Origin of the sequence: Methylorubrum sp. SL192, assembly GCF_026672325.1 — a bacterium.
Classification (GTDB): Bacteria; Pseudomonadota; Alphaproteobacteria; order Rhizobiales; family Beijerinckiaceae; genus Methylobacterium; species Methylobacterium extorquens.
This window is the reverse complement of the sequence record NZ_JAPPQV010000003.1, coordinates 99541-117194: the sequence shown is the minus strand read 5'-3', so window position 1 is coordinate 117194 and position 17654 is coordinate 99541. Positions and strand designations below refer to the sequence as shown.

Genomic DNA, 17654 nt, shown 5'->3' with positions numbered 1-17654 from the left:
CGTCACGGCTGCCTGGGGGCTTGCCTTGGCGGCCGCACTGGCGTTTCCGAGCGCAACTGCGGCACAGGACGAGCCGATCACCCTGGCGGATGATCCCTTCGAGGTCACCGACCCGCACGCCACGCCGCCCGGAGAGGCGGCCTACTCCATCGTCGGATCCTATGAACGAGCCGCGACAGGCCGCGTGCGAAGCACCTGGGGCGCCGAGACCGAACTGAGCTACGGCGTGTCACCCAATCTCGACCTCCGCATCGGCCAAACAGGCGCTTACGGTAACCTGGACGTGCGCCGTCGCCTCGGAACGGTGTCGACCGAAGTGGGTGGACCCGGCTCGGAGCAGGAGCGTGCAGCTCTCGGCGGAACGACCCGGCTGGGTGCGCTCTACCAGTTGACGGAGGAGAGCGGCTCCTGGCCGATTGTCGGCTTGCTCGGCCGCGTGCGCTCCCTCTACGGACCGGGTGGCACGGCGTACGAAACCGAAGCGACAGCCCTCTTCGGCAAGACACTCATTGCGGGCGAGCGTCCGCTCGGCGTGAGCCTGAACATAGGTACCGTCTACCGCTTCGATCCAGCCCCTGGGGAGCGCATGACCCGCTATCTCGTCAACGCCTCAGCCGGACAGGTTCTTACCCGCGACACGGCTCTGGTCATCACCTACGCACGCGAGCAGCAGGAGAAGGGGCAGCCAGATTACAGCTTGGCGCAGGCGGGTGTGCGACACCGCCTGAGAGACCAGCGTGCGATCCTCGGTGCAGCGGTGGGCTTCGGACTCAACCGGAACACACCGCAGTTCCAAGTCGCGCTCGCCGTTCAATGGGAGCTTGGCGCCTCGAAGTAAGGCAGGTGCATGATGCTCAGGGTGGTCAGGCTCGCGGCATCGAACGTTGATCTCCAAGACAGCACCGCGGCCGCTCCGACCTTCAATCGGCGCCCTCATCGGGAATGTTCAAGGTCGTGCCGCAAGCCTTGCAGTGAACCGCATCCGGTTCGTGGCGCTGCAAGCCGCAGGTCGGGCAGGCAAAGCGCACCTTGTTGGGCCGGAACAGGACCTGGGCGAGGCGCAGGAACAGGGTCACGCCGCAGATCATCACGACAACGGAGATCAGCCGCCCGCTGGTCCCCTGTAGAGTGACGTCGCCGTAGCCCGTCGTCGTCAGCGAGGTCACCGTGAAATACAGCGCGTCAACGTAGTTGGCGATATTTGGATTCGTGCGATGCTGCGTCGCATAGACGATGCTGGTCATGATGAAGATGAACACCGCGAGGTTCAGCACCGCGATGATCGCCTCCTCGTTGCGGCGGAAGAACGGAAAGTCTGCTCGCAGCCGATCCAGCAGTTGGTAGGTCCGCAGCAGCCTCAGCGTGCGAAGGATGCGCAGGAATCCGGCGCCCTCGCCGACGATGGGCGCCAGGAAGGAGGCGATAGCGGCGACGTCCGCCCAAGTCGTCGGCCGCAGGAACTCTCGGGCCGGTCGTGGACAGATCGACAGTCGCGAGAGGAAGTCGGCAGCCACCGCGGCACCGATGAGAATATCGACCACCTCGACCCATGGGGGGCGGGGCATGAACGAGGACACGACGATGAACAGGAGGGTGGTCAAGTCAAAGGCGAGCAGGCCGTAACGAAACCGATGCGCACGGTCGCTATCGCCCTCGTAAAGCTCCCACATCCTCCGCTTCCAGGTCGCCATGTGTAGAGACACGTCCGCCGCTTCGCTCCGGGGAAATAAACGTTCCTCGAACGTAGCTCGATCCGGGATGCGACCGTCGCCTCCTTGTTGATCGAGCTCATGTTCACGTTCGTTTGGCTGTTTGGCAGAACGAGGGAGCGATCCCCTTGGTGGACACGTTCAGCGGGATGGATGTCAGGTCCCGCGACCTGAACGGACTTTCTCGAGCAGCCTCCCTTATCCGGAAGGGGTCAGAAGTTCGCTTGCCAGTTAGTCGGCTGTGCGACACCAGTGCTCCTTCGGTAGGCACATCCCAGACAGCCGGTAACGTTCCACCAGCGGACCTTTTGCCGGGGCGGTCGCTCGCTACGTGAGGCAGCCGTCCCGCATGGTCCGGTTTGGGGATGGGAGGGGGCCTACCAAAAGGCACATGCCCCTCCCATCGTTCTCAATCAGAGCGTGCAGGCCTCTTCGGCTCCACCCGGCTAAAGATGTGCTGCCATTGCATCCGATCTAATATATCCCGGAGACGCTCAAGCTCACTGGCATCTGGCATCCCAGGTTTTTTCTTGATGTAATCCAGGAACTTTGCTTCTGATCTCGTCACGGCACGCTCCTTTACTGGAGAACGCCCCCGAGATATCGTAACGATCCGATTGAGTTGCGGTTGCGTGGACTGACGCTTTGATATCCGTGCGCTGGCGTCGGTTCGATTTCGGTATGCGGCCGAAGACCAGCGCCGCCGGTTCGCGATAGGTGCACTTTTAACGGATCGCCATTCATGGCCGCTTCCGGCTCCACTCGGACCTTTAGCTTGTCCTCGCCGCACGCGAACTCATGGCCCATTACGGACTTCCCCCGCGGTCGCTTCGAACGTCCGCTACCGAGGCAGAAGCGGTCCGTCAGCGGCGGCTACGTCATAGCAGGTTCGGGTATGTGGCAATAGGATTAAATTCCGGAGCTGCGCTCATACTCCGACGCGGTCGCTACGGTCAACAGGCCGAAATTATCGCGACGGACAAAGTGCTTCGGAACTGAGTGCGGCGGATCGCATCCTCAGCCCCCTGACACGAGGGAGACCAACTCATCGAGGTGCCTCGTCGACGGGCTCACGATTCTCGGACCAATGGCCCTGATGCTCCTTGAGACGGCACAACAAAGTGGTAGCGCGCGTTTACCATCTGTGTTGGCGCAGAACTAAAGGAGATGAACTATGTCAGACGCGCATACGACGTCAGCTCCGAGCCACCCGTTCATCGAGAGCAGTCGTGTCGAAGGCACTGCTGTGTACGACGCAAACGGAAAACAAATTGGGATAATCAAGCGCCTTGTGATTGAGAAGGTAAATGGCAATGTCGCTTATGCCGTCACCTCGTTCCGAAAATTTATTGGCGGAAGTTCAGACAGTCACACAATTCCGTGGAGTTATCTGCACTACGATTTGGGCCTGCAAGGCTATCGCACAAACATCACGGAGGAGCAGCTGCATAATGCGCCTGAGTTCTCAAGGCGCGATGACCATCTAATTTCCGGACAGGAGTGGGAACTGCTTGCTGAATATTACGCAGGACCCTTGTAGTGGTTGCACTTGCCGTCCCTGTGTACGCGAGGAGCTGCTCGGGCATCCCGCAGTTCGACAACCTGATCGAGAGCTACCCTGCATCGAGTCTGCTACCCGCCTGAAAGCTGTCTCATCGAGCCAAGGCGGGCGGCAGGCCCATCATGAGCCCGACGCTTTCCGCTCGGTCTAACGGGGCGCGACCGTTCCCTCGTTCGCGCAGCCCGGCACACCCGCGAACCGCCTGAGCCTCGCGCCGACCGACCTATCGAGCGCAGAGCGATGCCTTGCGGTCCGGTTCGACCATGGTTCGCACCGCGCCGGAAGCTCGCTTTACGACAATATCGGAGCGCTCGACGAGGTTGCCGACTCCTGGACGACGATCTGCTCGACGGCGTCATTCTCGTCGAGACGAGGACCGTCTTCGAAACCGTACGAGCCGGAGCGCTGGCCAGCCTTGAGGCGCTTACGCTCATCCTGGGTGAGCTGTTGCAGGAAGGCCCGTGCGAGTTGGCTGGAGGATGAGCTGTCGTGCGAATGCGGATCCGTGGATGGAAGCAGGTGCGATGGGGCGAGCATGCGTAATCTCCCGCGGCCGAGCCACATGAAGACTGACCGTCAGCGTGGGTGCTGTATGGGGCGGAGGCGACGCGGCTGGCTCGACAGGTCGGGAGCACTCGGCAGATCCTTCCATAATGCGCTTGTCCGTAGAAACCAGAGTAGGTCGTTGAGGATTGGACTGCGCCACTCAGCGGACTGGCCGAGGCGCGGCCCCGCGCGACTAAAAGCGCACCAATCTCGCTAAGGAAAATGCAACCATCGTGCGATCCCAAGGATCCATGCCGGCGCAGTGAGCGTTTTCGTGTCTGGGCAACAAGCAAATCATCCCACTCGCTTGAGCTAACCACCTGAGCCAACAAGGCGCCGAGACGCCGTATCAGGATGATGGGGCATGTTTTGGAACACTCGTGCTGTTCGCATCCTTGTCGGATTGGCGCTTCTAGCCACCGCAATCGTCGTAATGCTGCCGGGCCTGACCGGATATACGAGCCTCGATGGAACCGTAAACGCGCGCTTCGCCGTGGTGTCGGCGCCGATCGAGGGCGTCGTTTCCGAGACTCCTCCCAAGGTCGGGACCGCGCTGCCGGAGGAGGCCGAGATCTTCCAAATCACGAACGATCGCATCGCCCGCACGGCGGAAGCGCAACTCGATGCTGACCTCGGCGCCGCGCTCGAGCGCCTGAAGGCGCTCGACGCGCAGATCGGTCAGCTCGCGGCTCTCAAGAAGGAACTCGCTGCGCGGCTCGGCGACTACCAGAAGGCGAGCCTGCAAAGCATCCAGCAGGAGATCATCATCCGCCAGCAACGGATCAGCACAGCCCAGGCCAACCGTGTCTCGGCAGAGGCCGACCTCAGCCGCAAGCAGACCCTCGGTGCGACCGGTGTGGTCGCAAACAGTTCAGTCGAAGCGGCGAGGGCCGCAGCCGTCGCCTCCGGCAACGAGGGCACGATCGCCAAAGCTGAACTTGATCGGCTGAACCAGCAGCTCGACGCATTGAAGCGTGGCACCTTCGTGGGCGAGGGACGTAACGATGTGCCGTACTCGCAACAACGTGGAGACGAAGCCACGATTCAGCTCGCCAACGTCGAGGCCCAAGCTAAGATCGAACGCGCACGTGTTAAGCTCCTAGAGAAGCAGCTTTTTATCGAACGCAACCGCAACGACAGGCTGTCGAGTGCCTCCATAAGGCTCCCGTTTCGCGGTGTGATCTGGCGCAACAACGTCGTCGGCGGCTCGAACGTGATTGTCGGCAATGAGCTGACCCGCCTGCTCGACTGCCGGGATCTCTTTGTCGACATCCTGCTCGACGAAGTCGATTATGATCAAATCAAGCCCGGCGATCCCGCAGAAGTGCGGCTGCTCGGAACCTCCGACGTTATTGCCGGACGCGTGAACTCCGTCCGTGGGTCAAGCGCGGCCGTCGAGGAGGTGACGCTTGCGGCCATTCCGCCCAAGAGTAGAGGCAAGAATGCCCGCATTCGGCTGATCCTCGATCAGAATGCGATGCAAACCGACTACGAGAACTTCTGCCATGTGGGCCGCACCGTGCAAGTCCGGTTTGCACGATCTGCAGCGACTCTGCCGTTCGTCAACTGGGTGAAGAGCCTGTGGTTCAGCATCTCCTAGAGCTCAACCTCGCTCCTCTCGCGCCGACCTGCCTCGTCGGGGCTTTCTTTTATCTTTTCGTGACGAACTGGCCGCGGCAGAAGACCTGGGCGCGGAGCATCGCCTGCGCCTTCGTTCTCGCGGTGGCCGTGCGCTACCTCCTCTGGCGCTTCTTTCACACGGTGCTGCCGCATCCTGTGGACGGCAGCTTCGCCCTCATCTGGACCTGGGCCGTCTTCTTCGTGGAACTCGGCGCCTTCGCCGACATCCTGCTCTTCCTTGTGGTGATGAGCCGCTCGGTCGACCGAAGCGCCGAGGCGAGCCGGTTGGAGCGAGCCTTCTTCGCACGCCCGGAGGCGGAGTTGCCGACCGTCGATGTCTTCATCCCAACCTACAACGAGCCGCTCGACGTGCTGGAGCGGACCATCGTCGGGGCTCTCGCGCTCGACTACCCGCCGGACAAGTTCAAGGTCTATGTCCTCGACGATAAGAAGCGCGACTGGTTGAAGGCGTATTGTGAGGAGAAGGGCGCGATCCACGTCACCCGGCCGGACAATTCCCACGCCAAGGCCGGCAACATGAACAACGGCCTCAAGGTCTCCTCAGGCGACTTCATTGCGATCTTCGACGCCGATTTCGTACCCTACCGCAATTTTCTGCGCCGCACGCTGCCCTTCTTCACGGACCCGACGATTGGCATCGTTCAGACCCCGCAACATTTCTTCAACAAGGATCCGGTCCAGTCGAACCTCTCGCTCGAAAAGGTCTGGCCCGACGAGCAGAGATTGTTCTTCGATGAGATGGCCGCGAGCCGCGATGCCTGGGACGTGAGCTTCTGCTGCGGTTCCTGCTCGATCGCCCGCCGCGCGGCCCTCGATGTAATCGGCGGCTTCCCGCACGACTCGATCACCGAGGATCTCCTTACGACCCTCGCGATGCTCAACAAGGGATACAAGACCCGCTACCTGAACGAGCGCCTGTCGATGGGTCTCGCGGCGGAGAACCTGAAGGGATACTTCGTCCAGCGGGGCCGCTGGTGCCGCGGCGGCATACAGACGATCTACCTGCATAACGGCCCGCTGCGGGGGCCGGGCTTGAACCTGTTCCAGAGAATAATGTTCCTGCCCCTGTCGTGGCTGATGCAGTACACGACGCGGTTCGTGATCCTCGTGGTACCGGCCGTCTACCTCTGGACCGGCGCGGCACCGCTGTACTTCACCGGCTCGCAGGACATCGTCTATTACCAGTTGCCCGTGCTCACGGCCTACTTCCTGCTGATGGGCTGGTTGACGCCGACCCGCTACTTGCCACTGGTGTCGAGCGCGGTGGGCACCTTCGCGACGTTCCGCATGCTGCCCGTTGTGGTCTCCAGCGTGATCAAGCCGTTCGGCGTGCCGTTTCGCGTGACGCCGAAGGGCAGCGGCAACGAGGAGAACGCCTTCGATGCCTACACCTTCTTCTCGATCGCCTTCTGGATCGCCGTCACCGCGCTCGGCCTCGTCATCAACATCGTGCCGGAATGGTCACGCATCGGCGAGGGTGAGTTCTCGCTCGTCTCGGCCTACTGGGCCGCCCTCAACATCCTCGTCCTCTTGGTCGCGGCCCTGATCTGCTTCGAGAAATCGCGTCCGCTCCTGGACAGTTTCGCAACAGACGAGCCGGCCCGCATCGTCGCAGCGGACCGCACCTTGGACGCGCGGATCGTCACTCTGTCACTCGATCGAGGCATCGCATCCTTCCCGGCCGATCCCGAGCTACGCCCCGGCGACCACATCTGGATCGAGATGGAGCGCTTCCCGCACCTTGAAGCCACGGTCGAAGGCGTGACCCCGGGCAGGCGTCGGAGCCCCGCATGCGTCCGATTTTCCTACAATCTCGAGGGCGCCTGCCGCGACGTGATGATTGTCCGACTCTACACCGGCCAGTACTCGCAGGACATCCGTGACATCGACAAGTCGGCCGTCGTCGGGGGCCTCTGGAGCCGCCTGTTCGGACGAGGTGGCACCTATGGTCCGGCCTGAGCCGATCTTTTCTCAGGAGCTGCTGAAGGCCGCCTGATGGCCAGGATAGGTGCAAAACCGAATGTCGGCTTTTGGGTGACAACCCAATGACGGCTCACCACCCCGAGCCGAAGTTGCCGAATGGCCGACGGAAGACCGCTTGCGGGAAGCGCTGACGGGTGTCCGCACGAATGCCATAGGTCGTAAGCGGAGCGTCTGCTTCGAGCCAGAAACGAAAAGCCCCGCGCGGCGGGGGCCTTAGTCGGGCAATCTGCGATCGGGCAAGGTATCGGCTCTACGATTTAATCCACGCGGGACCATGTGCTGTCGGCAGAGCGTGAGAGTGCCCCGTGCGGCTGCCTGTATAGATCGATGGGTGCATTTGGCTGCAAACAGCAGCCATGAAACAACCTATGACACTCGGCGACATCCTCGTGCTGATCGGTGCCGGCGTCGTTCTAGGAGGCTTGGCCCTTCATGTGCTGCGTAGCGCCCCTGCATGGGTAGGCACGTGAAAAACCCCACCGCGGCGAACCGAGATGGGGCAAGTCCGGTATCGACGCCTACTGGAGGGTAGGCCTTAGGTAGACGGGCCTCCGCCCACTGATCGCCAGCCTTCGGTGCCCATTCTGCAGGGCGATTATGGGGTGGAGGTCGGGTCGCACGATCACCCCGGCGCCGCTCCGCCCGTCCCTAGCCCCCCGTCCGCCACCAATCTCCGATGTAGCGCTGGGTCCGCTCGATCGCCGCTCAATGTCCGACTAGGTTCAGACAACGAAGCCCCACAACTTCGTGCTCGCTGCCGTGCCTTCACTCGCTCCAATGCACGTTGCGATTGACGATCCACTGGCCGCGAAGTGGAACGCACGGTTCAAAGCGGAGAGAAGCGTCGGCCAGCGTGCTCAAACCGCTCGGCTCACCAGCAGGGCGAGGAGCGCGAGCCCGAGCCCTAGCGAGACCAGTTTCCAGAACAGGACCGGATTGCGCTCCAGCAAAGCCGCCCGGCGCATTCCAGCGAGCGAAGGGTTCGGGTGGCGCAGGTCGTAGGTGAAGGCCGACAACGCCTCGTAGCGCAGCGCCGGGTTCGGGTGGACGGCCTTGCGCAGCGCGCCGTCGATCCAGACCGGCAGGCCCGGCCGCACGGCCGAGAGCGGGACGTAACGCAGGCGCTGCGCCCGCGCCTCGGTCAAGGCCCGGGCGGCCGCCGCGCCATAGGGCAACTGTCCGGTCAGCATTTGGTAGGCGATGATCCCGAGGGAGAACACGTCCGCCGCGGATGTACCGGGATGGCCGGCGAGGTATTCGGGCGCGCTGTACTGCTGGGTGCCGAGCACCGGTTCCTCGGGGGCGAGCTCGGCCACGCCCGCCACGCGCGTCGCGCCGAAATCGATGATCCGTACGGTGCCGGCGGCGTCGATCAGGACGTTCTGAGGCCGCAGGTCCTGGTGCACCATCTCGCGCCGGTGAAAGGCCTGCAGGCCCCGCGCGATCTGCTCGACAAGGCTGCGCACGGTCTCGAGGTCCGGCGCGGGATTGTCCCGCATCCACTGCGCCAGCGTGCGTCCCTCAACATACTCCATCGCCGTGTAGAGGTGGCTGCGCCGCCGCGCCTGCGGCTGGGCCTTCAACACGTGCGGGCTGTCGATGCGCCGGGCGATCCACTCCTCCATGACCAGTCGGCGCAGCTGTGCGGGGTCATCGCGTGCTTCCGTCGAGGGCACCTTGAGGGCGACGGTCGCGCCGGTCTCGGAATCCAGCGCGAGATAGACGTGGCTGCGGTGGCTCGCGTGGAGCGTGCGCAGCACCCGGTAGCCATCGAAATCGGTCGGTGGATCGAGCAGGGGCGCGGGCGCCAGATCCGCGACGCGGCCCGCTAGATCGGCCGGCCCGTCCTCGGGTGCTGCCTCAATGCGCACGATCTGTGCGGTGAGATTGTCGGCGCTGCCGGCTTCGTAGGCATGTCTGATGATTTCGCGGGCAGCCGTGTCCAGATCGGCAGCATGGCGCGCGATCAGGCCAGCGATCGTCTCTGGATCGACGTGCTCGTGCACGCCGTCGGTGGTCAGGACGAAGACGTCGCCGGGCTCGGTCCGCAGGCTGGCATGGTCGATCTCCACGCGTCCGCCCGCGCCGAGTGCCCGGCCGAGATAGGATTCCTCCGCCGACAGGACGAGGCGGTGATCCTCGGTCAGCTGCTCCAAGGAGCGGCCCGCAACCCGGCAGATCCGCCCGTCGCCGACGTGGAAGAGGTGGGCGGTGCGGCCCTTGAGGATGAGGGCGCTGAAGGTGGTGACGTAGCCGCGGTCGGGCTCGTGCCGGCTGCGCCGCGTCTCGGCGTGGAGCCAGGAATTGGCCGCCGCGATCACGCGCTGCGCCGCGCTCTTCACCGACCATGTGTCGGGGGTGTCATAGTAGTCGGTAAGGAAGCTCTTGACCGCGGTCTCGCTGGCCACGTGGCTGACCGCACTGCTGCCGATCCCGTCCGCGATCACAAGGGCCGCGCCCTTGAGCCCCAGAGCCGGCTGCACGGGGATGAGCGCCCCGTGAAAATCCTGGTTGTGCGGCTTGCGACCCGCCGCGCTGTGCTGGCCGAGCGTGAGCCTGAGGTCGTTCGGCATCGGGGCGGACTTAAGGGACAGGGACCCGTGCCCTTGCGGCGCGGGTCCCCGTCCGGTCAAGCACGGATCAGGCGGCGAGGCGGCGCGCCTCGCCCTGCACGGCCGTGCGCTTCGGCGCGGTGCGGACGTGGGTGGTGTAGAGGGTGAGCCCCGTGAAGGCCAAGCCGCCGACGAGGTTGCCCAGCACGGTCGGGATCTCGTTCCAGAAGAAGTAATCCCCGATCGAGAAGTTGCCGCCCATCATCAGGCCGAAGGGGAACAGGAACATGTTCACCACCGAGTGCTCGAAGGTCATGTAGAAGAACACCATGATGGGCATCCACATGGCGATGACCTTGCCGCTCACCGTGGTCGAGATCATCGCGCCGACGACGCCGGTCGAGACCATCCAGTTGCAGAGCATGCCGCGCATGAAGATCGTGAACCAGCCGCCAACGCCGTGGGCGGCATAGCCGAGGGTGCGGCGCTCGCCGACATGGGCGATGAACTCGCCGACTTTGTCGGCCGGCGCGGTGAAGCCGAAGGTGAAGACGAAGGCCATCATGAAGGCCACCGTCAGCGCCCCCAGGAAGTTGCCGAGGAAGACGAGGCCCCAGTTGCGCAGCACCCCGCCCCAGGTCACGCCCGGGCGTCGATCGAGGAGCGCCAGCGGGGCCAGCACGAAGACGCCGGTCAGAAGATCGAAGCCCAGCAGGTAGAGCATGCAGAACCCGACCGGGAACAGGGCGGCGCCGAGGATCGGGATTCCGGTCTGCTGAGTGATGGTGACGGCGAAGACCGCGGCAAGCGCCAGGATCGCGCCCGCCATGTAGGCGCGGATCACGGTGTCGCGGGTCGCCATGAAAATCTTGGATTCTCCGGCATCGACCATCTTGGTCACGAATTCGGAGGGCGCGAGGTAAGCCATACTGGTTTCCTTGTGGCGGCCGGAAGATGCTGGGTTCGACGAGTCCCCGCCCGGATCTCCGGGCGCCTCCGGTCCGACGTGGTGTCTGACCCGCCGGCGCGAGCCTTGCCCGCACCGGTCGGTCGCGCCTCAGCAAGATCCACGCCCGTTTGAGCAGCACAGCGTGCCGTGCGACGCCCTTGCCGATGCCACGGTTCGGGCGGCTCTCCGGCGACGATCGCGTTTCCGCCGTTCAAGACCGGGCGTCCTGCCGCTCGGCGCCGGTCTGCCGAGCCGAAGCTCACCCGTCTGCCATCAATCCCTGAGGAGGAGCGCACGCGCCCGATCGCCGAGCCGAGGGCTGCTTATTTTTCTAGAGGCGGATGTCGGGGAAAAAGGGGTCTGTTCGGTCGCGTTGCGGGACAACCGCTTCAAGCCGTAAGCGGAGTGACCGCGGCTCATCGCGGACGTACCTGACGACGGAACGCACGATGGATCACGACGTCACAGCACCAGGATCGGGCGAGCAGGCCGCGATCATCGAGGCTGCTGAAGAGGTCGTGCTGGAGCCGCTGGCCGACTTCCCGCACATTGACCTGCGCACCGGAGTCGAGCCGTGGAATAAGCGTCGAGCCGCGGGCAAGACGCTGCGACGCGACCTTCCCCACGCCGATCATGCCATCCTAGGCGCCGACGCGGATCGACCCGATCCGGTCTCGCTCATCGAAGGAGCGCATGCTGGCCGGCAGGAACACCTCATCCCGCTGCGGGTCGCCCGCATGGCTTCCTCGCCGTTCGCGTTCTTGCGCGGGGCAGCGCAGGTCATGGCCTGGGATCTGGCTCAGGGACCGCGCGGTGCGATCGACGTCGTGATGAACGGTGACGCCCATATATCGAACTTCGGCCTGTTCGGCTCTCCACAGGGCGACGTTGTTCTGGATCTCAACGATTTCGATGAGGTCACGGTCGGACCGTGGGAATGGGATCTGAAACGGCTGTGCGCGAGTATCGAGGTCGCAGCGCGAGACGCCGCCGTGCCCGTAACCGAACGGCGTCAGGCGGTCCAAAGCGCCGCCGCGGGCTACCAGCACGCCATGGACGATCTCGCTCCGCGCGGATCGTTGGACGTCTGGCAGCAGGCCGCGCGCGCTGATGATCTCGACTTCATCGGCATTGAAATCGATGCCCAGTCGCAGGCCGTGGTGCACCGAGCCGTCGAGAAGGCCAGACGCAAGAATAATCAGAGCCTGCTCGATCGGGTCGGCGAGCGGCGCACGGATGGTGGCTGGCGCTTCCGCGAGGAGCCGCCGATCCTCACCCGCGTCGATGAAGCGACACGCCAGAGCGTCACGGCCGGACTGGAACGCTACGCCGAGACGCTGCCGCGCGAGCGCCGGTTCATGCTGAGCCGCTACCACGTCGTCGATGTCGCGCACCGAGTGGTTGGCGTCGGTAGCGTCGGCACGCGGGCCTATGTCGCCTTGTTATGCGGAAATTCGGACCAGGATGCGCTCTTCCTCCAGGTCAAGGAAGCCGTGCGACCGGCAAGCGCACCGTATCTGCGCGGCATGCCCGAGCCCTATGCGAGCCACGAGGGCGAACGCGTCATCTACGGACAGCGCCTGCTGCAGGCAGTGGGCGACCCGCTACTCGGCTGGACCAGCATCGGTGGCCGCCCATTCTACGTGCGTCAGATGAAGAACATGAAGGGCGAGATCCCGCTCAGTCGTATGGCGGGTCGCTCGCTGATGTACTTCTCGCACGCGTACGGTGCGCTGCTGGCGAAGGCGCATGCCCGCACTGGGGATGCAGCGGCGATCGCGGGCTACTTCGGTCACGATGGGCGTGCCGACCTGCGTGAAGCCCTTGCTGATTGGGCGCAGGCCTATGGGGATCGAAATGCGGCCGACTACGAGATGTTTCGTGCCGCGATAGCCGAAGGTCGCCTCACGGCAGCGGATGACCCGCATTTGTGATGGAGGAAGAGAGCGGCCGACATTTCCATCGCCCAGTGTACTGAACCGGGCCTCTGCCCGCCTGAACATCAGAGGTAACGGCGTTGGGGCATGGCGCACGTCGGCGGATTTGTGGACTGCGCTGGCAGCTGGAGTGCCAAGCGCGCGGGTTGATGTACCCGAGCCGCGGCTTGAGGCTGGTTTCTCCAGAAGCCGGTGTCCCATATCGTCTGCCAGGACGGTGACCGCCTGCCAGCCCCTAACCCTGCACGTGGCTGGAACGGGCGGAAAAGGTGGTTTCAGGCATTTGCGGCACGAACGACGCTAACTCTGTCAGGAACGTCGGCAGAAGTTGGAGGTTGGCCGGAGGAGCTCAAGGAGGTTCCTCATGTCAGCACCCCGCAGTCTGCAAGATGTATACCTCGATGAACTGAAAGATAATTGGTCTGCTAACGACCAGATGGCCCGTACCGTTCAACAGCTCAGTCAGAAGGCTAGCGACGCCAAGCTGAAGCAAATGCTTGAGAAATCGGTCGAGGGTATCAACAAGCACACTGGCATCCTCAAGAGCTTGATCGAGCAAGCCGGAGGAAAGGCTGAGCCGGAGCACTGCAAGGGCATGGAAGGGCTGGTCACCGAGGCGCGTAAGCACGCGTCCGAAGAGGCCCCGCAGGATGGCCAGCTTCGGGACGTGGTGATCATCGCCCAGTACCAGCGCATGGCGCATTACGGTTTGGCTGGGTTCGGATCAGCGGCCGCTTACGCCAAGGCTCTTGGCAAGTCGGAGGACGAGCAGAAGCTGAAGCAGGCTGTCTCGGAGATCTACAAGGGCGATGAGTTCGCCAGCCAGTTGGCTGAGAGCCTGCAGCAGGTTGCCACGAAGTAGTTGAAAGCGCTGCCGCCCAAGCGGCAGCGCTTTCACCGAGCGGAACTTGCCTGCACCTCGCTCGCCCTGGGTGGCGGCGGATGAGACTGCGCGACTGGCCTCAGAGATCCCCGACGACTCCGACGTTGAGGCGTTGCGCGCCATCGCGCGCGGTCAGCGGGTGAGGGCGCTCGAACTGCAAGGCCAGACGGTAAAGATCGCGGCTAGGGAATTGATCAACGCACGCGCCCTCCATGGATCCATCGATGACAACGGGCTGTCCACCGGGCGATGAGGCGCCCCGAACCCGACCAGACCGTGAGGGCAGCCTCACCGTTCTCGCACTAGGTTGCGGGCTAGACACACCGCATCGCGGCAGAACTCACTTGAGGTCGGGTTCGACGGTGATGGTGGCGAAGTACGCGGCAAGACGCTTTGCCGCTTCGAAATCCTCGCACTCGATGTTGACCTGCCCAGGCCAAACCCGCTCCTCCTGTCGGAGCTGATGCAGGATGTGCTCGGCCGTATCGGCGGCCTCGGCTTCAGTGTTCCCAGCAACACGGCACTCGTACCGCTTGCCGGATATGACGATGGTAAAGGGTGCAGGTCGCATGGCCTCAACATGGTCGGCGATGGCTGCTTTCGCGCTGTGACAGAACGCCCGCGCTCACGGCTTCCTACCGCGAACGGAGTCTGGCTACTCACGCCACCGTGGCACGGCCATGATTTGGGTTCGCCAACGCCTCGGAGGCCGCCGTGACAGTAAAGGCGATTTCTCTTGGCTTTCGCCGTGATTGGTCGCATGTTGCGATCTTCGCACGCTCGCATCCGCCGATCTGTTGTGGAGGGAGAAGATGCTTAGATCGTTCGAGGAGAGAGAACGCGCCGAAGAGCTTTTATTTGTGATCGGCGAGGAACGACGCTTTCTGAACCGCCGCGCTGGCGCCCAAGCATTGGCTGATTTCGCGATCCGGAAACTTGGCTGTGATGCTCGGACGAGCCGCGCCTACGCTGACGTGCTGATCGATGCAATGATCCATGGCGCCAGCAACGAGGCCTTGCTCGAACGGGTGCGCGCCGATCTGGCAGCCAACCTCGCAGACTTCAGCCTCGAAGAACTGAGAGCCGTGATGTTGGGCGGCAGCGATCCTGCTCTCAGATCCAGGCCGGTCGTGACACCGCGCTCGCCAGTTCGCAGCTCTTCCCGTTTGTAGCGCAATAACGATAGAGATCGCAGCCGCGGCCGAGCCAGACGAAGACGGTCTCAGCCGGAGCTCGTCAGCGGCTATGAGGAAGACATTCTCTGCTCCTACTCACAAGCCCCGTAAGCGCGCGGCTCGGAGGATGTCTTTGTGACGTCCGACTAAGGCACGCAATCGTTCTTGCTGAAGTTGTGCCACGCCGAATCCTTTCGGGCGCGCGATCTACTCGTTTGCTAGACATGAGGTTTTTCCTTCGATGCCCTAGGCGTCGGGCTGGGGCCGCCGCAGCGATCTTCCCCAGATGATGGGTGCGAGGTGCGACTCAGACCGGTCTGGTGGCCTGACGCGATGGCCGTGTTTCGAGGGCGAGTCGCTTCTTCGAACCCTGAAGGCGGAGCCAGACCTGGTTTCCGTCACTTCGTGCGAGGCCGAACTCTGGCCCGGAGCGTGATACGCGTCAGCTCGGACGGAGGACCTAATCGGAGGGCGAAGCCCGGCCACAGCGCCGTGCCGTTATTGACGTAAAGCGTCATACCGCCGACCGCGTATGCGCCCGAGACGAAGCCGCCATTCGCCCGCGCGACCAGCCTATCGAGACCCACGATCATCCCGCCATGCGTGTGACCCGACAGTTGCAGGGCCACACCCTTCATGGCCGCCCTGGCCGCATCCCTCGGCTGATGGTCGAGGAGGACGATCGGGGCGCCGACCGGAGCATCGGCCAACGCCGCATCGAGGTCGTGGGCCGGCTGGCCGGAATGCGAGGCCGAAAGGTCAGTCACACCAGCCAGGACTAGGGTATCATCACCGCGCCTCAGGACCGTGTGCCGGTTCGCAAGCACGGCCATGCCCAACTCGGCATAGTGGCGCATCCACGCCGTGTACTCGAAGAAGTATTCGTGGTTGCCTGGGATCAGCCAGACCCCATCGGGGGCCCGGAGATCACGCAGCGGTTCGACGTCGGCACGACGGGTGGCAAGGGACCCGTCGATCAGGTCACCGGTGATTACGATAAGATCGACACCGAGCGCGTTGGATTGCGCCACGACCTCGCGCGTCCAACTCGCCGGGAACAGGCGGCTGATATGCAGGTCAGTCAGCTGGAGAAGGGTATAGCCGTCGAAGCCGGCCGGGAGGTTCTCGATCTCGACGGTGACATCCTTCAGCGGGGGCACCCGCACGGCCTGCTGCACCGCGACCGCCGACAGAAGCATGGCCAGAGCTGCCTCGGCGTAGCGCCACGTCGCCGGCAGCGGCCAGCCGCCTCCGGGCACGAGCTTGCTGACCAGCGTCACGACATCGAGCGCCAATTGCATCGCTGCTAACAGGAAGATCGCGCCGAAGGCCCAGTTGAACAGGATGACCAACGCGCGCGGAAACTCGGGTGAGAACACGGAGCCCGAGGAGAGGCGGCTCCACAGGTGGTACTGGGATGCAACGAGCAGGAGGACCGCAACGCAGGTCTTCAGCGCGAACGGCCAAGGCAGGGGCCACAGCACCCTGGCGATGACGTACAGGCAGGGCAGACCGAAGATCAGGTGGAACATGGACCGTCCGAGCGGGGCAGGGTTGGCGCAACCGCTACGAGCGGGGACGATATCGGCGTGATGGGTGCCGCGACGATTCGGTGACGAGGTAAGCTGTGGGCGCCACGGCTAGGATCGGGCTCCAGGCCCCGCTCCATGACGACAACGGTGAGGGGTCGCCTCGGAATACCAGGTCGAGGAAGGCCAGCGCGCCTTCTGCGGTCGCCTGTTTGACCTGCGGATTGAGCGTTACTCCGCCTGTCAGCAGCCGGTCGGTGAAGATGCTGTGCGACCCGCCCTGGAAGACCGCCAGCGCCTTCCTTGTCGTCCCGACCGCCTCGTAGACCTCAAGACGATCCTGCACGGGCGACCGTCGACCGGGCAACGCGATGACGTCCGCAGTCGCGGTCACGTGGAAGGTTGGGATGGTGATGGCCGCGAGCACGGCGTGCAGGTCACGCTCGCCGTAGAACGGCGGCGCCGAGATGACGATGCCGGCCTTGAAGCGCATGTCCCTACGATCGATTGTCCGCCCTTCGCGAACAACACGCGCCCCGCCGACGATCAAGGTCGTGTTCGCACCGTAGGAATGGCCGGCGGCGACGATACGCGCCCGGTCGATGAGCGCGGCGAAGGCGCTGTCCTTGTCGAGGAGGCGGTCGAGAGCGAAGCTCATGTCGGCGGCCCGAGCGATCGCCTCGCGTTCGTCCGCTGCGACGTTCACGCGATCGAGAACCTCGAACGGATTGCCGGCCCACACGCTGCCGTCGCTTCCGACGTGCTGCACGTGAAGGCTGGCGTAGCCGTTGGCCGCCCAGTGGCGCCCGAGATAGCTGTAGCCGGTCCGCGACTGACCGAGGCCGTGCGAGAAGACGATCAGGGGAACAGGCCCCGCCGGTGCTCCCGGGGCCGGCCAGTACAAGCGCGCCGGAACGCGGCGGTCGCGACGGGCATCGACCCAGTCCAGATCGGCGATACGGACGTCCTCGGGCGCCGCCTCGGCCGGACGGATCGCGCGGGTGACCACGCCTGTCGCGAAGCCGCCGACGATCATGGCCGTGAAGCGACGCCGGCTGTAGCCGAGGCGCGGAACTGCGTCTTCCCTCACAGGGGCCTGCCTCTTTGAGACGGTGGCGACATCGACACACGTCGCTGGCTAGGGCACTTGCCGTCCTGAACGCGGTGAGGAGGCGCACACCGCGGGCGG

The 17654-nt window shown here is 64.0% G+C and carries 14 protein-coding genes; 7 read left to right on the top strand and 7 right to left on the bottom strand.

The genetic code is table 11. The features are described from left to right. Positions 1–25: 25 nt before the first annotated feature. Positions 26–838, top strand: a complete 813-nt coding sequence (locus OVA30_RS01545) for a hypothetical protein (RefSeq protein WP_268174368.1) — start codon at positions 26–28, stop codon at positions 836–838. A gap of 82 nt (positions 839–920) precedes the next feature. On the opposite strand, the gene OVA30_RS01540 is transcribed toward OVA30_RS01545, so the two are convergent. Further along, positions 921–1670, bottom strand: a complete 750-nt coding sequence (locus OVA30_RS01540) for a potassium channel family protein (protein WP_003601425.1) — start codon at positions 1668–1670, stop codon at positions 921–923. Between the two features lie 1213 nt (positions 1671–2883). Between OVA30_RS01540 and OVA30_RS01535 the strand changes: the two genes are divergently transcribed. Further along, positions 2884–3249, top strand: coding sequence for a PRC-barrel domain-containing protein (locus OVA30_RS01535; protein ID WP_268174366.1), 366 nt, complete (start codon positions 2884–2886; stop codon positions 3247–3249). 312 nt (positions 3250–3561) lie between these two features. On the opposite strand, the gene OVA30_RS01530 is transcribed toward OVA30_RS01535, so the two are convergent. After that, positions 3562–3807 (bottom strand): hypothetical protein, encoded by a 246-nt coding sequence (locus tag OVA30_RS01530; RefSeq protein ID WP_268174365.1) that lies wholly within the window; start codon positions 3805–3807, stop codon positions 3562–3564. Positions 3808–4180: 373 nt separating this feature from the next. Here OVA30_RS01530 and OVA30_RS01525 point away from each other — a divergent pair, with 373 nt between their 5' ends. Together OVA30_RS01525 and OVA30_RS01520 are read left to right on the top strand one after the other, a co-directional pair. Then, positions 4181–5416, top strand: a complete 1236-nt coding sequence (locus OVA30_RS01525; RefSeq protein WP_268174364.1) for an HlyD family secretion protein — start codon at positions 4181–4183, stop codon at positions 5414–5416. Then, on the top strand, positions 5398–7416 hold the full coding sequence (locus OVA30_RS01520; RefSeq protein ID WP_268174363.1) for a glycosyltransferase family 2 protein: 2019 nt from the start codon (positions 5398–5400) through the stop codon (positions 7414–7416). The genes OVA30_RS01525 and OVA30_RS01520 overlap by 19 nt, the downstream gene beginning before the upstream one ends. An 881-nt stretch (positions 7417–8297) precedes the next feature. On the opposite strand, the gene OVA30_RS01515 is transcribed toward OVA30_RS01520, so the two are convergent. Next, positions 8298–10013 (bottom strand): bifunctional protein-serine/threonine kinase/phosphatase, encoded by a 1716-nt coding sequence (locus OVA30_RS01515; RefSeq protein WP_268174362.1) that lies wholly within the window; start codon positions 10011–10013, stop codon positions 8298–8300. Between the two features lie 67 nt (positions 10014–10080). Further along, the gene (locus OVA30_RS01510; RefSeq protein WP_003603596.1) at positions 10081–10920 is read right to left on the bottom strand and encodes a formate/nitrite transporter family protein; all 840 of its coding nucleotides are present in this window, start codon (positions 10918–10920) and stop codon (positions 10081–10083) included. Positions 10921–11390: 470 nt separating this feature from the next. Here OVA30_RS01510 and OVA30_RS01505 point away from each other — a divergent pair, with 470 nt between their 5' ends. Further along, positions 11391–12875 (top strand): DUF2252 domain-containing protein, encoded by a 1485-nt coding sequence (locus OVA30_RS01505; protein WP_268174361.1) that lies wholly within the window; start codon positions 11391–11393, stop codon positions 12873–12875. Between the two features lie 367 nt (positions 12876–13242). After that, on the top strand, positions 13243–13740 hold the full coding sequence (locus tag OVA30_RS01500; RefSeq protein WP_056502789.1) for a YciE/YciF ferroxidase family protein: 498 nt from the start codon (positions 13243–13245) through the stop codon (positions 13738–13740). A gap of 361 nt (positions 13741–14101) precedes the next feature. On the opposite strand, the gene OVA30_RS01495 is transcribed toward OVA30_RS01500, so the two are convergent. Continuing rightward, positions 14102–14332, bottom strand: a complete 231-nt coding sequence (locus OVA30_RS01495) for a hypothetical protein (protein ID WP_003603602.1) — start codon at positions 14330–14332, stop codon at positions 14102–14104. Positions 14333–14573: 241 nt separating this feature from the next. On the opposite strand from OVA30_RS01495, the gene OVA30_RS01490 reads away from it, so the two are divergent. Beyond that, entirely contained in the window at positions 14574–14933 is a 360-nt protein-coding gene (locus OVA30_RS01490; protein ID WP_003605492.1) for an ATPase inhibitor subunit zeta, read from the top strand. 401 nt (positions 14934–15334) lie between these two features. Here OVA30_RS01490 and OVA30_RS01485 read toward each other — a convergent pair whose 3' ends face one another. Together OVA30_RS01485 and OVA30_RS01480 are read right to left on the bottom strand one after the other, a co-directional pair. Next, entirely contained in the window at positions 15335–16468 is a 1134-nt protein-coding gene (locus OVA30_RS01485) for a metallophosphoesterase (RefSeq protein ID WP_268174360.1), read from the bottom strand. A gap of 34 nt (positions 16469–16502) precedes the next feature. Next, positions 16503–17555 carry an alpha/beta hydrolase family protein gene (locus OVA30_RS01480; RefSeq protein WP_326493603.1) on the bottom strand — a complete coding sequence of 351 codons (1053 nt, stop codon included), beginning with the start codon at positions 17553–17555 and terminating at the stop codon, positions 16503–16505. Positions 17556–17654 lie beyond the last annotated feature (99 nt).